The organism is Glycomyces paridis (assembly GCF_004912155.1).
GTDB lineage: Bacteria > Actinomycetota > Actinomycetes > Mycobacteriales > Micromonosporaceae > Glycomyces > Glycomyces paridis.
The window spans coordinates 391,060-406,563 of record NZ_STGX01000002.1; the positions used below are offsets into that span (position 1 = coordinate 391,060).

Below are 15,504 nucleotides of genomic sequence, written 5' to 3' on the forward strand. Positions count from 1 at the left end.
CCGTGGCGAGCACGACTCGCGTTCGCTGTCACCCCCGCTTTCGAGGGTGACAGGTGCGTACGACAAGGACCGCGAGCCGCGGTGAGCGTGACTCGCATTCGGTGCCGCCCCCGCTTTCGAGGGTGACAGGCGGGTGCGACAGGCGAAGGAACGAAAAGGGCGGGGCCGGGGCTGAAAAGCCCCGGCCCCGCCCTTTCGTCGCAGTGGTGGCGTGTGCGCGCTAACGCTTGCGCCTTCAAGCCGCTTCGGCCATCACCTGGTCGTTCGCGAGTTCCTTCAGGCGCGCGAGCGCCTGGATCTCCAGCTGGCGGATGCGCTCGCGGGAGAGGTGGAACCGGTGCGCGACCTCGGTGAGCGAGTGCTCGCGGCCGTCTTCGAGCCCGTAGCGGGCCTTGACGATCCCGGCCGAGCGCTCGTCGAGGTGGTTGAGCATCATCTCGATGCGCTGGCGCTCCATCCCGGCGAGGACAACGTCCTCGGGGCTGGGCTCGTCGGAGTCGGCGACCAGGTCGCCGAGGTTGGTGTCGCCGTCGTCGCCGATCGGCGTGTCCAGCGAGACGGTGTCCTGGCTCCAGCGGATGAGCTCGTTGACCCGCTCGACCGTGACGCCGAGGGCCTCGGCGATCTGGATCGGCTCCGGGTCGCCGCCGAGCTCACGCGTGAGCTGGCGGGTGACGTTGCGCATCCGGTTGACGTCCTCGACCAGATGCACCGGCAGGCGCACGGTGCGCTCCTGCTGGGCGATCGCGCGGCTGATGGCCTGGCGGATCCACCACGTGGCGTAGGTCGAGAACTTGAAGCCGCGCTGGTAGTCGAATTTCTCGACCGCGCGGACCAGGCCCGTGTTGCCCTCCTGGATCAGGTCGAGCATCGGCATCCCGGAACGGACGTAGCGGCGGGCGATCGAGACGACCAGCCGCAGGTTCGCCTTGATGAACTGCTCCTTGGCCTTCGCGCCGTCCTCGACAAGGCGCTTCAGGTCCTTCTCGGTGGCGTCGCCGAAGGTCTCCTCTTCGCCGAGCAGGTGCTTCGCGAACAGACCCGCTTCGACGGCCTTGGCCAAGTCCACCTCGGCGGCGGCGTCGAGCAGCGGCGTCTTCGAGATCTCATGCAGGTACACGCCCACAAGGTCTCGTTCCTCAGCGACCTCTTCGGTGGTGAGGGTGGGTGTAGTCGTAGTCTCCACGCTCAAGGTCTCCTCCAGCTTCCTCGTCCCCCGACACCGAGTGAACGGTGTACCCGATACAACGACCGCTCCGTCGCGTGGAATTCCGTGTCCCGGTGTTCGATGCGCCACGGTTACGAAACCGATGCGAACCGGTGCCCGCAGGGCCCCCGCATCGTCCCGTTTTCCCGGTCTCGTCGGATAGGCTCGGTTCACGGCTCCTGTCCCTTAGACGGGAACGGAACGCGATCATGATGCCCATGAGACGGAGATCACCTCACCTCCGCAGAGGTTCGATGACCCGGGTCCTGGCCACGGTATCGTCTCCGGCCTGCTTCATCGCAAACCTTCAATCTCTAGGGGTACACGCGTCCTACCTTGAAAAAGTTGAGAGATCATCTCATTGCGGCCCTCATCACTGCGACCCGGGCCGCAAAGGCGGCGACGCTCTGATACCCGCACCATAGCGGACTGTAGCGGTGACGAGCAACACCTTTCCCAGGCGTTGATGTCCGATTCCGAACACCGCTCGTTCTCCTTCAGTCTGCGCCTCCCCGCCGACCCGCGCTGCCGTTCCGGCCCCGTGCCTCGAAGATCACCACCGGTGCCCCTTGCGCGTAGAGTTGGCCCGGTGACAGAAGAACGCCTAGTGTGGGTCGACTGCGAAATGACCGGACTCGACCCGGAGACCGAAGTCCTCATCGAGATCGCCGTACTCGTCACCGAACCGGATCTCACCCCGCTCGACGAGGGCGTCGACATCGTGATCGCGTGCGAGGACGCCGCACTGGACGGCATGGGCGCCTTCGTCGCCGACATGCACGCCAAGTCCGGGCTCACCGACGAGGTCCGCGCCTCGCAGGTCTCCCTCGCGCAGGCCGAGGACGCGGTGCTCCAATACATCAAGCAGCACGTCCCCGAGGCGCGCACGGCGCCCTTGTGCGGCAACTCGATCGCCACCGACCGCACCTTCATCGCCAAGTACATGCCGCGCCTCGACGACCACCTGCACTACCGCATGATCGACGTGTCCTCCATCAAGGAGCTCACCCGGCGCTGGTACCCGCGCGTCTACTACAACCAGCCGCCCAAGGGCCTCGCCCACCGCGCGCTCGCCGACATCAAGGAGAGCGTGCAGGAGCTTGAGTACTACCGGCGCACCGTGTTCGTGCCGCTGCCGGGCCCCTCCAGCGAGGAGGCGAAGGCCGCCGCCGCGGCCCTGGCCGCCGGCGGACCGACCGGGCGGGACCAGGGCGCCGACGCCCGGTGAGATCGCGAACACCCAACCCCGTTGACGAAAGGGGTGGGCGGATGGCTATCATAGGCAGCGGCCCTAGGGTTAACCCCCTTTGACGGGCCACCTTGGTGGGCGTAGTTCAGCTGGTAGAACGCTTGGTTGTGGTCCAGGAGGTCGCGGGTTCAAGTCCCGTCGTTCACCCCAAGAGCAAAGGCCCCGCGGCATTCGCCGCGGGGCCTTTCGCATGCCTTTGGACCGTGCCTTTGGACCGCGGGAGCGGCCGGGACCGCTCCCTACAGGACGTTCAGCGCTGGTTCCGCTTGCGGCGCAGGCGCTCGCGGCGGCGGCGCTCCTCGGCGGGGCGCATGATGCCGCGCTCGGCCGCCGTCAGCGCGGTCGCGACCACGACCAGCGGCACGATGACCCACGCGGGCCAGAAGTAGACCGCGCCGATCGTGAACAGCAGGACCAGCCACACGCCGAGGTTGATGCCGATCGGGATCGAGATCCCGAACCACAGCCACTTGATCCAGTCCGGCGAGCCCATCGGCTCGGGCTCCTGGGCCTCCAGGACCTTCTGGTAGGCGGGCAGGTCGGAGAGGACCACCTCGGCCTCGCCGACGGTCTTCGCCGCCAGCAGCACGTCGACGCGCTTCTCGTACTCGTCGAGGTCGATGTAGTCCTGGTCGACGGCGGCGCGGAGGATCTCGGTCAGGGCGGTGCGCTCGGGGGTGCCGATGCGCGTCTCGCGGTCGCCGTACCGTTCGAGGGAGGACATGCAGTGGGCTCCTTGCAGGGGGACACGGAAAGAGGACGTCAGCGCCAGCGGCCGCGGTTCACCAGCTGCACGAAGGTGGCGATGGAGAGACCCATGATCGGCCAGATCGGCCAGAAGTTCCCGAAGTCGCCCGACGAGACCGAACCCGCGAGCCAGATGAGCGTGCAGATGCCGCCGACGAGGACCAGCGCCCGCAGCGCGGGCGTCTCGTGGACCCAGCCCCAGCCGTGCCCGCTCCGGGCCGGCTCGCACGACTCCTCTTCGGCCTCGGCCTGGACGACCTCGCCCTTCTTGGGGCGACCGCCGGGCAGGTCGTCGAAGATGAGGTCGAGTTCGGCGTTCGTCTTCGCCTCGTACGCGGACCTGGTGCGGTCGTCGAACTCCGCGAGGTCAATCCGGCCCTCGTCGAGGGCGGCCTGGAGCTGTTCGATCGCCTTGTCGCGGTCGGCATTGGAGATCCGGAGTCTGCCGTGGTCGTCGGTCACAGCCACATTATGGCACCGACGGCCTATTCGGCGCGAGCCGCGCTCGCCGCCGCATCGCCCAACTGTTCGACGCCGCCGTCGGGGGCCGTCAGGACCCACACGCCGTCCTCGCAGAGGGCGATGGTGTGCTCGGTATGGGCCGCGACCGATCCGTCCGCGGTGACGATCGTCCAGCCGTCCTCGAGTTCGGCGGTGTCGGGTGAGCCGAGCGTGATCATCGGTTCGATCGCCAGTGCCATGCCCGGCCGCAGCTTGGGGCCCTCGCCGGGGCGCCCGTAGTTGAGGATGTGCGGGTCCTGGTGCATCTCGGTGCCGATGCCGTGCCCGCCGAAGCCCTCGACGATCCCGTACTCGCCGGCGTGCTCGACCGAGTGCTCGATCGCGTGGGAGATCCCGCCGAGGCGCTTGGCGCCCGCCGCGGCCCTGATCCCGGCCCACATCGCGGCCTCGCAGGCCTCGCGCAGGGCCGTCAGCTCGGGGGCGACCGCGCCGATCTCGATGGTGACGGCGGCGTCGCCGTGCCAGCCGTCGACGATCGCGCCCACGTCCACCGAGAGGAGGTCGCCCTCGGCAAGGACGGCCCGCTCGGAGGGGATCGCGTGCACGACCTGCTCGTTCACCGAGGTGCAGATCGAGCCGGGGTAGGGCCCGAAGCCGATGTCGTAGCCCTTGAAGGAGGGGACGGCGCCGGAGGAGCGGATGACCTCCTCGGCGATGCGGTCGAGTTCCGCCGTCGAGACGCCCGGGCCCGCGGACTCGCGCATGGCCTGGTGGACCTCGGCGACGACGAGGCCCGCGACCCGCATCTTGCGGATCTGCTCGGGGGTCTTGTACTGGATGCGGGGGCGACGGCGGAACACGACCGGGGTCCTAGGCCGCGGCGCCGATGGCGGCCAGGGCGCGCTCGGTCACCTCGGCGACCTCGCCGATGGCGTCGATCCGCACGAGCTTGCCCTGGGCCTCGTAGTGGCCGATGAGCGGGGCGGTCTGCTCGGCGTACACCTTGAGGCGGTTCTTGACGGTCTCGGGCTTGTCGTCCGTGCGCTGGTAGAGGTCGTCGGACTCGGGGTCCGCCGGCGGGTCGAACTCGAGGTGGTAGATCTTGCCGGTGGACTTGGAGACGCGGCGGCCCGAGAGGCGGCGCACGACCTCGTCGTCGCTGGCCGTCAGCTCCAGGGCCAGGTCGAGGGTCGTCCCGGCGGCTTCGAGCACGCGGTCGAGGACCTTGGCCTGCTCGGTGTTGCGGGGGTAGCCGTCGAGGAGGAAGCCGTCCTTGGCGTCGTCCTGGGCGAGGCGGTCGGCCACCATGTCGTTGGTGACCTCGTCGGGGACCAGGTCCCCGGCGTCCATGTACTGCTTGGCCTTGAGGCCCAGAGGGGTGCCGCCGGAGACGTTGGCGCGGAAGATGTCGCCGGTCGAGATCTTGGGGACGCCGAGCCGCTCGGCAATGATCTCCGCCTGGGTGCCCTTGCCGGCCCCCGGGGGGCCTACGAGTACCAGTCGCAAATGAATTCCTCCCGTGTCGTGACACAGTGCCGATGCACGGCTCCGCGAGGCGTCCGGGCGACGCTCGCGGACCGTGCACCGGTTCCGCTATGGGCGAGGGCGCCCTGCCTCAGCGCAGGAAGCCCTCGTAGTGGCGCTGCATCAGCTGGGACTCGATCTGCTTGACCGACTCCAGGCCGACGCCCACCATGATCAGCACCGAGGTGCCGCCGAACGCGAACTGTGCGAACAGCTGCTGGTTGCCGAACGCGATGATGGCCAGATTGGGAAGAATAGCGATCAAGGCCAGGTAAAGCGAGCCCGGGAAGGTCAAGCGTGACAGGACTCGCTGCAAGTAGGTCGCCGTCGGGTTGCCGGGGCGCACGCCCGGGATGAACCCGCCGGCCTTCTTCATGTTCTCCGCGACGTCGTCGACCTTGAAGGTGATCGACACGTAGAAGTAGGTGAAGAAGATGATGAGGAACGCGTACAGCGTGATGTAGACCCACGAGCCCTGGTTGAGCAGGTAGCGGTCGATGAACTGCACCCACTGGGAGTCGCTGTTCTGGTTGAGCTGGCGGAACAGCGTCGGGATGTACAGCAGCGACGAGCCGAAGATGACGGGCACGACGCCGGCCTGGTTCACCTTGAGCGGGATGTAGGTCGAGGTGCCGCCGTACATGCGGCGACCGACCATCTTCTTGGCGTACTGCACCGGGATGCGCCGCTGCGACTGCTCGATGAAGATGACCGCCACCATGATGGCGATGCACAGGGCGATGATGACGCCGAACATGAACCAGCCCTCGGACTTCTGGAGGGACCAGAACTGGCTGGGCATCTGCGCCGCGATGGACGCGAAGATCAGGAGGCTCATGCCGTTGCCGACGCCGCGCTCGGTGATCTGCTCGCCGAACCACATGATCATCGCGGAGCCGGCGACCATGACGGCCACGACGACGACGACCGACATCCAGTACGGGACGTTCGCCTCGGTGGTCGAGAGGTCCGGCAGGATGTCCTGCGGGCACTCGGCGTTGAACAGGATGCCCGAGCGGGCCAGCGCGATGTAGCCGGAGGCCTGGAGGAGCGCGAGCCCCAGCGTCAGGTACCGGGTGTACTGGGTGATCTTGACCTGGCCCGGCTGGCCCTCCTTGCGGAGCTGCTCGAGCCTGGGGATCACGACCGTCAACAGCTGCATGATGATCGACGCGGTGATGTACGGCATGACGCCGAGCGCGAAGACCGAGAGCTGGAGGAGCGCTCCACCGGTGAAGAGGTTCAGGAGGCCGAACACGCCCGTCTCATCGGTCGGCTGGATGTCGAGGCAGTTCTGCACCGCCGCGTAGTCCACGCCAGGGCTCGGCATCTGCGCGCCGAGCCTGTACAGCCCGATGATCATCAAGGTGAACAGGATCTTCTTGCGCAGATCGGGGGTCCGAAACGCGCTGATGAAGGCGGAGAGCAATGCGGTTCCTCCTGAACAAGACCCCCTGGCGGGGCCCGTGGGGCGGTGCGGGGCACCGTCCTCTGTTACCAGTGGGCGTGTGACGTTCGTAGCGAGGGGTCACGCGCCCGAGGAAGACGGTGGTCCTCGCCAAGGGAGCCTAGCAGGCGCAATCAGACGCAGAGTATTCGGCACTGAGCATGACGAAACGGGCCGGAGTTGCCTCCGACCCGTTTCGCGTATCTACGGTCTTCGATCCCGTGGACCTGCGCGACTACTCGCTCAGGGCCTCGCCGGTCCGCTTGTCCACGACCACGGTGGAGCCGCCGGCGGCGGCGACCTTGGTGGTGGCGGAGGCGGAGAAGGCGTGGGCCTTCAGGTCGAACTTGACGCCTTCGAGCTCGCCGGAGCCGAGGACCTTGATGAGCTCCTTCTTGTTGAGGACGCCCACCTCGATCAGCTGCTCGGGGCCGACTTCGCCGCCCTCGGGGAAGAGTTCCACGAGACGGTCGAGGTTGACGACCTGGTAGACGAGCTTGTTGTGCGGCTTGAAGCCCTTGAGCTTCGGCACGCGCAGCTGGAGGGGCATCTGCCCGCCCTCGAAGGCGGCCGGCACGGTCTTGCGGGCCTTGGTGCCCTTGGTGCCGCGGCCGGCGGTCTTGCCCTTGGAGCCCTCGCCGCGACCGACGCGGGTCTTGGCCTTCTTGGCGCCGGGGGCCGGCTGCAGGTCATGAATGCGGATAGCCATGACTACTCGACCTCCTCGACGTCGACCAGGTGACGGACGCGGTGGACCATGCCGCGGTACTGCGGGAGGTCCTCCTTGTAGACCGTCTGCCCGATCTTGCGCAGGCCGAGGGTCTGGATCGTCGCCCGGGCCTTCGGCTTCTCGCCGATGGTGGACTTGTGCTGGGTGATCTTCAAACGTGCCATGTCGATCCCCTACGCCTTCGCGGCCTGGGCGGCCTCGGCGCGGGCGCGCAGCAGACCCTGGGGAGCGATGTCCTCCAGCGCCATGCCGCGGCGGGCCGCGACGGACTCCGGGCTTTCGAGCATCTTGAGCGCGGCAACGGTCGCGTGGACGATGTTGATCGCGTTCGAGGAGCCGAGGGACTTCGACAGGACGTCGTGGACGCCGGCGCATTCGAGCACGGCGCGCACGGGGCCGCCCGCGATGACACCGGTACCCGCGGAGGCGGGCTTCAGGAGCACGCGGCCGGCCGCGTCCTCGCCGAAGACCTCGTGCGGGATGGTGCCGCCGATGCGGGGGACCTTGAAGAAGTTCTTCTTGGCCTCTTCGACGCCCTTGGCGATGGCCGCGGGCACTTCCTTGGCCTTGCCGTAGCCGACGCCGACGTTGCCGTCGCCGTCGCCGACCACCACGAGGGCGGTGAAGGCGAAGCGGCGGCCGCCCTTGACGACCTTGGCGACGCGGTTGATGGTGACGACGCGCTCGACGTGCGGGGACTTCTCGGCGCGGTCGCGACCGCGACCGCCCTCACGGCCTCCGCGGCCGCCGCGACCGCCGCGGCGGTCGCCGCCGCCGTCCCGGCCGCCTGCGGCGGCTTGCTGTTGATCAGCCACGAGACTGATTCCTCTCATTCGCTAAGCGCCGGCCCGGAGACGGGCCGACTCGCATACTGTGCCCCTGCGCGGGCCAGCGGCCCGGGGCGTCCGGGTTCGGGACCCGGGATGGTCGCGCCGAAGCGCAACCTCTCGATTATGCCTGGTCAGGGGTCTTCCGCCGAACGGCGGGGTCGGGATGAGGCAGGCGACACACGGAGGGGCCGCCGGGGGCGGACTCCCCCGGCGGCCCCTCCGGCGTGTTCAGCGGACGGTCACCGCCCACTGCTGGTTGGCGGCGCCGGTGCAGGGGGCCTGGACGATGGCGGCGTGGTTGGCGGTCGAGGCGGCCTGGAGGCAGAGGCCGGAGTGCTGGGCCACGACGAGGTGGTTGCCGTTCGCGGCCGGGCGGAGGGCGAAGCGCTGGTTGCCGCCGGCCCAGCAGCCCCACTGGCCGACGGGGGCGCCGGAGGCGGTGGACTGGTCGAGGACGTCCCAGCACTTGCCGGTGGCGGTGTTGGCGATGGACCCGACCTTGGAGCCGGGGTAGACGGGGTCGAAGGTGAAGGCCTGCGGGGCGCCGCTCCAGCAGTCGTACTGGATGAGCGCGGTGCCGTCGGTGCCGGAGCCGCTGGGCACGTCGATGCAGCGCCCGGACGCGGCGTTCAGAAACTTCGTGCCGTAGGGGCTGCCGTCGTCGTTGCCGGTCACGCCTTGGACCGTGCCGGCGGCGGTGTCGATGTTGAGGGTGGAGTACCAGCTCAGCGACATGCTCGTGGTGCTGGGGAAGCTGATCGGAAGCCAGACGTACTCGCTGTCCATGGGTTTGCCGCCCCATTGAGGGCCCCAGCGGTCGCCCATGTAGAGGTAGCTGGTCCCGGAGGTGCCCGAGACGGTGGCGACGTACGTGGGTTGGGAGCCGAAGGTGGTGGAGTTGCCGACGTTGGTCCAGCCGGACCAGCCGCCTTCGGGGAAGTTCGTGGTGGTGGCGTACTGGGCCTGGTTGGCGTTCCAGCCGGTGGCGCCGGAGGTGACCAGGAAGTAGACGCCGTTGCGCTGGAAGAGGGCCGGGGCCTCGCGGTGGTAGCCGTCGAAGGTGTAGACGAGCTCGTCGACGGCGAGGTAGTCGTCGGTGAGGCGGTAGACGTTGAGGTCGTAGTTGACGTCGGCCGCGGAGATGAGGTAGCCGGTGCCGTCGGTGTCGACGAAGAGGGTCATGTCGCGGGAGTCGAAGCCGGCGGGCCGGAAGGAGCCCTGGTAGTCGTAGTCGCCCGCGACGGTGTCGGAGACGGCGACGGCCACTTCGGCGTCGCCGTAGTCGACGCCGTTCTCCTTGTGGGCCCACAGGACGTAGTGGTCGTACTCGGCGTTGTAGATGACCTTGGGTCGCTCGATGTTGGCGGGCGAGAGGTCGGGGTCGGATTCGGCGGCGAGGATGTCGTTGGCGAAGGTCCAGTTCACGAGGTCGGTGGAGGCGTACATGCTCACCTGGTCGAACAGGTAGCCGTCGCGCTGCTCGCCGACCATGTAGTAGGTGGCGCCGACCTTGAGGATGCCGCCGCCGTGGGCGTGCATGAGGTCGCCGGAGGTCGTGTGGAGCGGCCGGCCGTTGTCGAAGACGGCGACGGCCTGGGCGGCGAGGTCGTCCTGGGCCTGGGCGGGCGGGCCGAGCGCGGCGGTGGCGAGCATGAGGCCCGCGGCGGCGACGAGTGCGGCCCTGCGCCGCCGCGGTCGGTTGGCGGTGGTCATCGGCGTCTCCTTCTGCGCACCCCGAGGGGTATCGATCGATTCCTTTCGATATTTGCACAGTGTCGACCACTTGTAAACACCCTTCGTATAACCACTTGAAAAACGAGGGTGCGCAACAGCGCCAGAGGTCACTCTGGCGCTGCGGCTACTTGATGGCGCCGGCGGTCAGGCCGGCCTGGATCTGGCGCTGGAAGATGACGTACGCGACGAAGATCGGCACCATCGCCAGCACCGTCCCGGCGAACAGCGCCCCCGCGTCGCCCTCGTAGCCCTGGCGCATCGCCAGGTTCGCGAGCCCCTGCGAGATCACCGCGTCGTCGGGGTTGCGGCTCAACAGGACCAGCGGCAGCAGGAACTGGTTCCACTGGCCGATGATGTTGAAGATGGTGATCGCGATGAGGCCCGGCTTCGCCATCGGCAGCATCACCTGGAAGAACAGGCGGTAGTGCCCCGCGCCGTCCACCACCGCCGCCTCGGCGACCCCCGAGGGCAGCGTCCTGAAGAACGCCGTCAGGAAGAACACCGTGAACGGCAGCGAATAGGCGATGTAGACGAGGATCAGCCCCGTGTAGGTGTTCAGCAGCGAGACGTTGCTCAACGTCTTGAACAACGGGAACAGCGCCAGGAACACCGGGAACATCATCCCCGCGGCGAAACCGAAGTACAGGAGCCGGTTCCCCACGAACTCGTAGCGGGCCAGCACGTACGCCGCCATCGACCCCAGCAGCATCGTGCCGGTCACGCTGAAGACCATGACGAACAGCGTGTTCAGGAAGAAGCTGCCGATGTTGCCGTTGGTCCAGGCGTTGACGTAGTTTTCCCAGTGCGGCGCCGCGGGCAGGCCCAGCGGGTCGGTGGCGATCTCCCGGCTCGTCTTGAACGAGGTCACGACGATCCAGGCCACCGGGACGATGACCATGAGCGCCCACAGCCACAGGAAGCCCTGCGAGAAGACGTTGAGCACATTGCCCTCGGAGCGCGGGGCCCGCTTCGCGGCGGGCGCCTCGGGCGGGGCGGAGGTGTCGGTTGCCATGTCGCTCCTCAGAACTCGATCCGCTCGCGGCGGCCCACGCGCAGGGACACCACGGCCAGGCTCAGCGCGGCGAAGAACAGGACCACGCCGATCGCCGACGCGAAGGCCTGCTCGCCGTGCTTGAACGCGTACTTCCAGATGACGCCGCCGACCACCTCGCTCGACGCGTCCGGCCCGCCCTGCTCGGGGGTCATGAGGTAGACCAGCACGAACACGTCCAGGGCGATGATCGACAGGTAGATCCACGCCGTCTGCACCGAGTCCCACAGCAGCGGCAGCGTGATCTTGAAGAACATCGGCCCGCGGCCCGCGCCGTCGATGATCGCCGCCTCGTAGAGGTCGCGCGGGATCGAGGCCATCGCCGAGGAGAAGTAGACGAGGTAGAACCCGACCGCGCTCCACACCAGGACCCCGATGACCGCCGCCAGCACGAACCGCGTGTCGGCGAGGAACCCGTTGGCCGGGGCCGGCAGGCCCACCGCCTTCAGCGCCCCGGTGATGAGCCCGCCGAAGTTCTCGGGCGCGTACACCTGCTTCCACAGGATGCCCACGATCGCCACCGATAGCACCTGCGGGAAGAAGAACACGATCTTGTGGAACCGCGCCCCGCGCACGCCCTCGATCCGGCCGCGGCGCACGCGCCCGCCCAGGTTGAGCATGAACGCGAAGAACAGCCCCAGCGCGATCGTCACCAGCGGCATCACCAGCAGGATGATCCCGGTGTGCCGCAGGGCGGGCAGCACGAACCGCTCGTCCTTGAACAGGTTGACGTAGTTGTCGAAGCCGATGTACTCGAACGAGTTGCTCGACCCCGACCAGTCCGTCAGGGAGATCTGGAAGGCCTGGGCGAACGGCAGAATCACCAGCCAGGCGTAGAGCCCCACCGGCAGCACCAGGAAACTCAAGATGAACGGATACCTGCCGTGCCTCACGACCCAGGCCCTCCTACTACTCGCGGCGGACCTAGTCCTCGTGGGTGAACTTGTCGATGGAGTCGTCCGCGGCCGTCTCGTCGGCCACCGTCTGCATCCGCTCGATGAACTCGTCCGCAGTGGACTCTCCGGACAGGAGCGCGCCGAGCGCGGGCCTGACCTCCTCGTTCATCTTCGTGTACCAGAAGCGGAACCGCGGCTGGAAGAGGTCCTCGGGGTTCGCCACGAGCTGGTCGGTCGCCTGCGCGGCCGGGTTCTCCAACTCGACCCCCTTGACGACCGTGGCCGCCTGCACCGTGTCGCCGAAGATCTGCGCGCCCTCCTTCGAGAGCATGATCCGCAGGTACTCGTACGCCCCGGCGAGGTTCGTCGCGTTCTTGGGCACCACGAACGGCTCCTCGCCGCCCGCGCTGATGAGACCCGGCTGCACCGAGCCCTCGAAGTACGGCACGCCCATCGGCATGTACTCGAAGTCCGCGGGCGCGATCGCCGCCTGCTCGTTCGGCAGCCACGACCCGCACGGCAGGAACGCCGCCTTGCGCTCGTTGAACGCCGTCTGCGACTGGATGTGGTCGATGCCGGGCGTGCCTTCGAGGATGTAGCCCTCGGAGTACAGCCCGGCCAGCGCCTCGGCCGCCTTGACGACCGACTCGTGGCGCCACGCGTCGGGTTCGAGGTGGTCGATGGCCTTGACGACGTCGACGCCGCCGTGGCGGCCGGCGAGCATGAGGAAGAGGTCGTAGAGGTAGACCGGGTGCTGCCCGGCGTACGTCCAGGGCGCGATGCCGGCGGCCTGGATCGTCGGGCACAGCGCGAGCATCTCCTCCCAAGTGGTCGGAGCCGTCCAGCCCTGGTCGCGGAAGAGCTTGGCGTCGTACCAGACCGTCCACGCCGAGAAGACGTAGTTCAAGGCGTAGACCTCGCCGTTGAAGGTGCCCATGCCGAGCACCCCGTCGCGCAGGGTGTCGCGGACGGTGACCGCGGGGTCGTCGTAGGACGGCGCGTCGAGCAGCGGCGTGAGCTCGGCCAGCTCCCCGTCGCCGACCAGGGAGTCCATGGGGATCTGCTGGGCGCCGGAGTTGTCGAGGACGTCGCAGGGCTTGCCCTCGGCGAAGCGCGGCTGCTGGGTCTCGGCGATGGCCTGGGTGGCGAGGAACTCGATGTCCGACTCGGGGAAGGACTCCTTGTACAGCGCCTGGTGGGCCTGGGCGTACTCGTTGCCGAAGCCGCCGTCGAAGATGACGACGTCCAGAGGGGCGGACGGGTCGACGTCGAAGGGGTTCTCGGCGTTCTCGCCGACCTTCACCTCTTCGGCGTCGTCGTCGCCGCCGCTGGTCGCGCACGCGCCCAGCGAGGTCGCGGCGAGTCCGGCGGCGGTGGCCCCGAACAGCCTGCGGCGGGTGAAGATCGAGTCTGCGGTGGATTGCCTCATGGGTCGCTCCTTCAAGGGGTTGCTGGTTGGGCGTGGCCGCGTTGCGGACGGTGTGAGGGTCAGCTCGCTCCGGTCCGGAGATCGGGTGTCGGCCGGTGGCCGACGACGGCCCGGGCCCTGGATTCCAGGGCTTCGAGGGCTTCGGGGAACCGCCGCTGCGCGACGGCGATGTGGACGAGGTCGGCGACCAGCAGGGCCGAGTGGCGGGAGGCGAGCAGGTCCGCGCGGTGGCTGGTGCGCCGGGCCGAGGAGACCAGGCAGACGTCGGCGACCTCGGCGAGGACGGCCTCGGGGCAGGCGGTGATCGCGGCGGTGAGGGCCCCGCGGGTGCCGGCCTCGCTGAGCATCTCGATGGTCTCGGCGGTGGTGCCGGAGTGGGAGACGGCTATGGCGACGTCGTCCTCCCCGAGAAGGGCGGCGCTGGCGAGGGCGTCGTGGACCTCGGTCCAGACCCAGGCGGCGACGCCGGTGCGGTAGAAGCCCATCTGGAGTTCGCGGGCGACGGTGGCGCTGGAGCCGACGCCGTAGACGTCGACGCGGCGGGCGTCGGAGACGGCGGCGGCGACGCGTTCGACGGCGGCGAGGTCGAGGGTGTCGACGGTGTCGCGGAGCATCGCGGCGTCGATGGTGATGAGCTGCTTGAGGACTTGGTCGAGCGGGTCGGAGGGGGCGATCTCCTGGCCGATGTTGACGTCCCAGCCGGTCTCGTGGCGGGCCGAGGCGCGCCCGGTCTCGGTGGCGATCGCGACCCGCAGGGCCGCGTAACCGTCGTATCCGAGGTGGCGGCAGAATCGGGTGATGGTTCCTGGGGAGGTACCGGAGAGCTCGGCGAGGTCCATGATGGTGGCCCTCGCGGCGGCTTCGGGGTCGACCAGCACTTGGTCGGCCACTTTGGACATGGCTTCTGACAGCTCGCTCGCGCCGAGGCGGATCCGTTCGAGGACGCCGACCTCGGGGCTCGCGGTGGGCGCGTCGGTCCTGATTTGGTCCATTGGCGTCCCCTTCGGGAGGTGGATGCAAGAAAAACTATTACCTATGCCACACTCATGTCAAGTTCGTGAGAATTATTTTTACTGGTTTGCACCTCAAGCCGATGCCACCCACCGGCATCGCGAGAAGCGGGGAACCCCATGAACGCAAGACTCGCCGTCGGCCTCGACGCCGGCGGGACCAGCAGCCGCGCCGTCCTCATCGACGAGTCGGGCGCCGTGCTCGGCACCGGCGCCTCCGGCCCCGCCAACCCGGTCGGCGGCGACAGGGAGACCGCGCTGTCCAACATGGCCCTGGCGTTCCAGCGGGCGCTCGGCGGCATCGACCCCGCCGAGGTCGGCTCGGTCTGCGTCGGCACCGCCGGCGCGCTCTCCCTCACCGAGGAGGTCCGCCACCTCTCCTCGGACCTCAAGCGGCGCTTCGCGGTCGACTGCCGGGTCGAAGTGGTCTCCGACGCCGTCATCGCCTTCGCGGCCGGTTCCTCGGCCCCCGACGGGACGGTGGTCGTCTCCGGCACCGGCGCGGTGGCGTTCGCGATCCGCGACCGCTCCCCCGCCCTGCGCTCGGACGGGTACGGGTGGCTGTTCGGCGACGCGGGCTCGGGCTTCTGGCTCGGGCGCGAGGCCGTGCGCGCGGCCCTGATCCACATCGACGGGAACGGGCCCGGCGGGCGGCTCGTCGAGGCCATCATCGCCGCCGTCTCCCCCGACCACCGACGCTCCGGCGCCCTCGTCGCCAAGTGCATGGCGGACCCGCCGGTGCGCCTGTCGCGCTTCGCGGCCCTGGTCTGCGAGGCCGCCGACGGCGGCGACCCGGTCGCCAAGACCATCGTCGCCCGCGCCGTGAGCCACCTGGCCGACTCGGTCTCGCACGTGGTCGACCGGGACCTGCCGATCGTCATGGCCGGGAGCCTCCTGACGCGCCCGACCCCGATCGCGGCCCTCCTTCAGGAGCGCTTCCGCCTCATCTACCCGCGCGCGGGCATCAGCAAGGCCACCGACCCCGCCGTCGGCGCCGCCTGGATGGCCGCCAGCGTCTTCGTCACCGACCCGGTCGACCGGGCCCGCCTCCACCGCCAACTCGCCTGGCGCTGAAGAGACAGCGCACTCGGATCCAAAGCCCGCAATACCGAGAATATGTGCCGAACAATAAGAAATAGAATGAAATACCGATAGCCGATTGTTTCATTTCAATAGCTCTGCGAAAGA

16 protein-coding genes and 1 tRNA gene are annotated in these 15,504 nt (G+C 68.6%); 3 read left to right on the plus strand and 14 right to left on the minus strand.

What is annotated here, in order from left to right; genetic code table 11:
- Positions 1 to 235: 235 nt before the first annotated feature.
- A complete protein-coding gene (locus E9998_RS03890) occupies positions 236 to 1,192 on the minus strand; it encodes a sigma-70 family RNA polymerase sigma factor (protein ID WP_136528383.1) in 957 nt (318 codons plus the stop codon).
- A 604-nt stretch (positions 1,193 to 1,796) separates the two neighbouring features.
- Between E9998_RS03890 and orn the strand changes: the two genes are divergently transcribed.
- Positions 1,797 to 2,435: an oligoribonuclease gene (gene orn, locus E9998_RS03895; protein WP_240037485.1), complete on the plus strand. Its 639-nt coding sequence runs from the start codon at positions 1,797 to 1,799 to the stop codon at positions 2,433 to 2,435.
- A gap of 95 nt (positions 2,436 to 2,530) precedes the next feature.
- Positions 2,531 to 2,606 (plus strand) — tRNA-His (locus E9998_RS03900).
- A 100-nt stretch (positions 2,607 to 2,706) separates the two neighbouring features.
- Here E9998_RS03900 and E9998_RS03905 read toward each other — a convergent pair.
- The 13 genes from E9998_RS03905 to E9998_RS03965 all read right to left on the minus strand — a co-directional run bounded on the left by E9998_RS03905 (position 2,707) and on the right by E9998_RS03965 (position 14,298).
- Positions 2,707 to 3,180, minus strand: a complete 474-nt coding sequence (locus E9998_RS03905) for a DUF1707 SHOCT-like domain-containing protein (RefSeq protein WP_136528385.1) — start codon at positions 3,178 to 3,180, stop codon at positions 2,707 to 2,709.
- Between the two features lie 38 nt (positions 3,181 to 3,218).
- Positions 3,219 to 3,665, minus strand: a complete 447-nt coding sequence (locus tag E9998_RS03910) for a DUF1707 SHOCT-like domain-containing protein (RefSeq protein WP_158299682.1) — start codon at positions 3,663 to 3,665, stop codon at positions 3,219 to 3,221.
- 23 nt (positions 3,666 to 3,688) lie between these two features.
- Positions 3,689 to 4,471 carry a type I methionyl aminopeptidase gene (gene map, locus E9998_RS03915; RefSeq protein WP_136528461.1) on the minus strand — a complete coding sequence of 261 codons (783 nt, stop codon included), beginning with the start codon at positions 4,469 to 4,471 and terminating at the stop codon, positions 3,689 to 3,691.
- A gap of 64 nt (positions 4,472 to 4,535) precedes the next feature.
- Positions 4,536 to 5,171, minus strand: a complete 636-nt coding sequence (locus tag E9998_RS03920; protein ID WP_136528386.1) for an adenylate kinase — start codon at positions 5,169 to 5,171, stop codon at positions 4,536 to 4,538.
- Between the two features lie 109 nt (positions 5,172 to 5,280).
- A complete protein-coding gene (gene secY, locus E9998_RS03925) occupies positions 5,281 to 6,618 on the minus strand; it encodes a preprotein translocase subunit SecY (protein WP_136528387.1) in 1,338 nt (445 codons plus the stop codon).
- A 253-nt stretch (positions 6,619 to 6,871) separates the two neighbouring features.
- On the minus strand, positions 6,872 to 7,345 hold the full coding sequence (gene rplO / locus E9998_RS03930; RefSeq protein WP_136528388.1) for a 50S ribosomal protein L15: 474 nt from the start codon (positions 7,343 to 7,345) through the stop codon (positions 6,872 to 6,874).
- 2 nt (positions 7,346 to 7,347) lie between these two features.
- Positions 7,348 to 7,530 (minus strand): 50S ribosomal protein L30, encoded by a 183-nt coding sequence (rpmD, locus tag E9998_RS03935; protein WP_136528389.1) that lies wholly within the window; start codon positions 7,528 to 7,530, stop codon positions 7,348 to 7,350.
- A 9-nt stretch (positions 7,531 to 7,539) separates the two neighbouring features.
- Positions 7,540 to 8,199: a 30S ribosomal protein S5 gene (rpsE, locus tag E9998_RS03940; protein ID WP_136528390.1), complete on the minus strand. Its 660-nt coding sequence runs from the start codon at positions 8,197 to 8,199 to the stop codon at positions 7,540 to 7,542.
- A 225-nt stretch (positions 8,200 to 8,424) separates the two neighbouring features.
- Positions 8,425 to 9,909, minus strand: a complete 1,485-nt coding sequence (locus E9998_RS03945; RefSeq protein ID WP_136528391.1) for an RICIN domain-containing protein — start codon at positions 9,907 to 9,909, stop codon at positions 8,425 to 8,427.
- 145 nt (positions 9,910 to 10,054) lie between these two features.
- Complete coding sequence (locus tag E9998_RS03950) at positions 10,055 to 10,942, minus strand: carbohydrate ABC transporter permease (RefSeq protein WP_136528392.1); 888 nt, start codon at positions 10,940 to 10,942, stop codon at positions 10,055 to 10,057.
- 8 nt (positions 10,943 to 10,950) lie between these two features.
- Positions 10,951 to 11,847: a carbohydrate ABC transporter permease gene (locus E9998_RS03955; RefSeq protein WP_240037488.1), complete on the minus strand. Its 897-nt coding sequence runs from the start codon at positions 11,845 to 11,847 to the stop codon at positions 10,951 to 10,953.
- 58 nt (positions 11,848 to 11,905) lie between these two features.
- Positions 11,906 to 13,306 carry an N-acetylglucosamine/diacetylchitobiose ABC transporter substrate-binding protein gene (gene ngcE, locus E9998_RS03960; protein WP_136528394.1) on the minus strand — a complete coding sequence of 467 codons (1,401 nt, stop codon included), beginning with the start codon at positions 13,304 to 13,306 and terminating at the stop codon, positions 11,906 to 11,908.
- Positions 13,307 to 13,365: 59 nt separating this feature from the next.
- Positions 13,366 to 14,298, minus strand: coding sequence for a MurR/RpiR family transcriptional regulator (locus tag E9998_RS03965; protein WP_136528395.1), 933 nt, complete (start codon positions 14,296 to 14,298; stop codon positions 13,366 to 13,368).
- A 138-nt stretch (positions 14,299 to 14,436) separates the two neighbouring features.
- Between E9998_RS03965 and E9998_RS03970 the strand changes: the two genes are divergently transcribed.
- Positions 14,437 to 15,390, plus strand: coding sequence for an N-acetylglucosamine kinase (locus E9998_RS03970; protein ID WP_136528396.1), 954 nt, complete (start codon positions 14,437 to 14,439; stop codon positions 15,388 to 15,390).
- Positions 15,391 to 15,504: the final 114 nt, after the last annotated feature.

Excerpts from the sequence above, each read along its gene's own strand:
- E9998_RS03905 (WP_136528385.1), bottom strand. The coding sequence starts at position 3,180 with ATGTCCTCCCTCGAACGGTACGGCGACCGCGAGACGCGCATCGGCACC.
- map (WP_136528461.1), bottom strand. The coding sequence starts at position 4,471 with ATGCGGGTCGCGGGCCTCGTCGTCGCCGAGGTCCACCAGGCCATGCGC.
- rplO (WP_136528388.1), bottom strand. The coding sequence starts at position 7,345 with ATGGCTATCCGCATTCATGACCTGCAGCCGGCCCCCGGCGCCAAGAAG.
- rpmD (WP_136528389.1), bottom strand. The coding sequence starts at position 7,530 with ATGGCACGTTTGAAGATCACCCAGCACAAGTCCACCATCGGCGAGAAG.
- rpsE (WP_136528390.1), bottom strand. The coding sequence starts at position 8,199 with ATGAGAGGAATCAGTCTCGTGGCTGATCAACAGCAAGCCGCCGCAGGC.
- E9998_RS03945 (WP_136528391.1), bottom strand. The coding sequence starts at position 9,909 with ATGACCACCGCCAACCGACCGCGGCGGCGCAGGGCCGCACTCGTCGCC.
- E9998_RS03950 (WP_136528392.1), bottom strand. The coding sequence starts at position 10,942 with ATGGCAACCGACACCTCCGCCCCGCCCGAGGCGCCCGCCGCGAAGCGG.
- ngcE (WP_136528394.1), bottom strand. The coding sequence starts at position 13,306 with ATGAGGCAATCCACCGCAGACTCGATCTTCACCCGCCGCAGGCTGTTC.
- E9998_RS03965 (WP_136528395.1), bottom strand. The coding sequence starts at position 14,298 with ATGGACCAAATCAGGACCGACGCGCCCACCGCGAGCCCCGAGGTCGGC.
- E9998_RS03970 (WP_136528396.1), top strand. The coding sequence starts at position 14,437 with ATGAACGCAAGACTCGCCGTCGGCCTCGACGCCGGCGGGACCAGCAGC.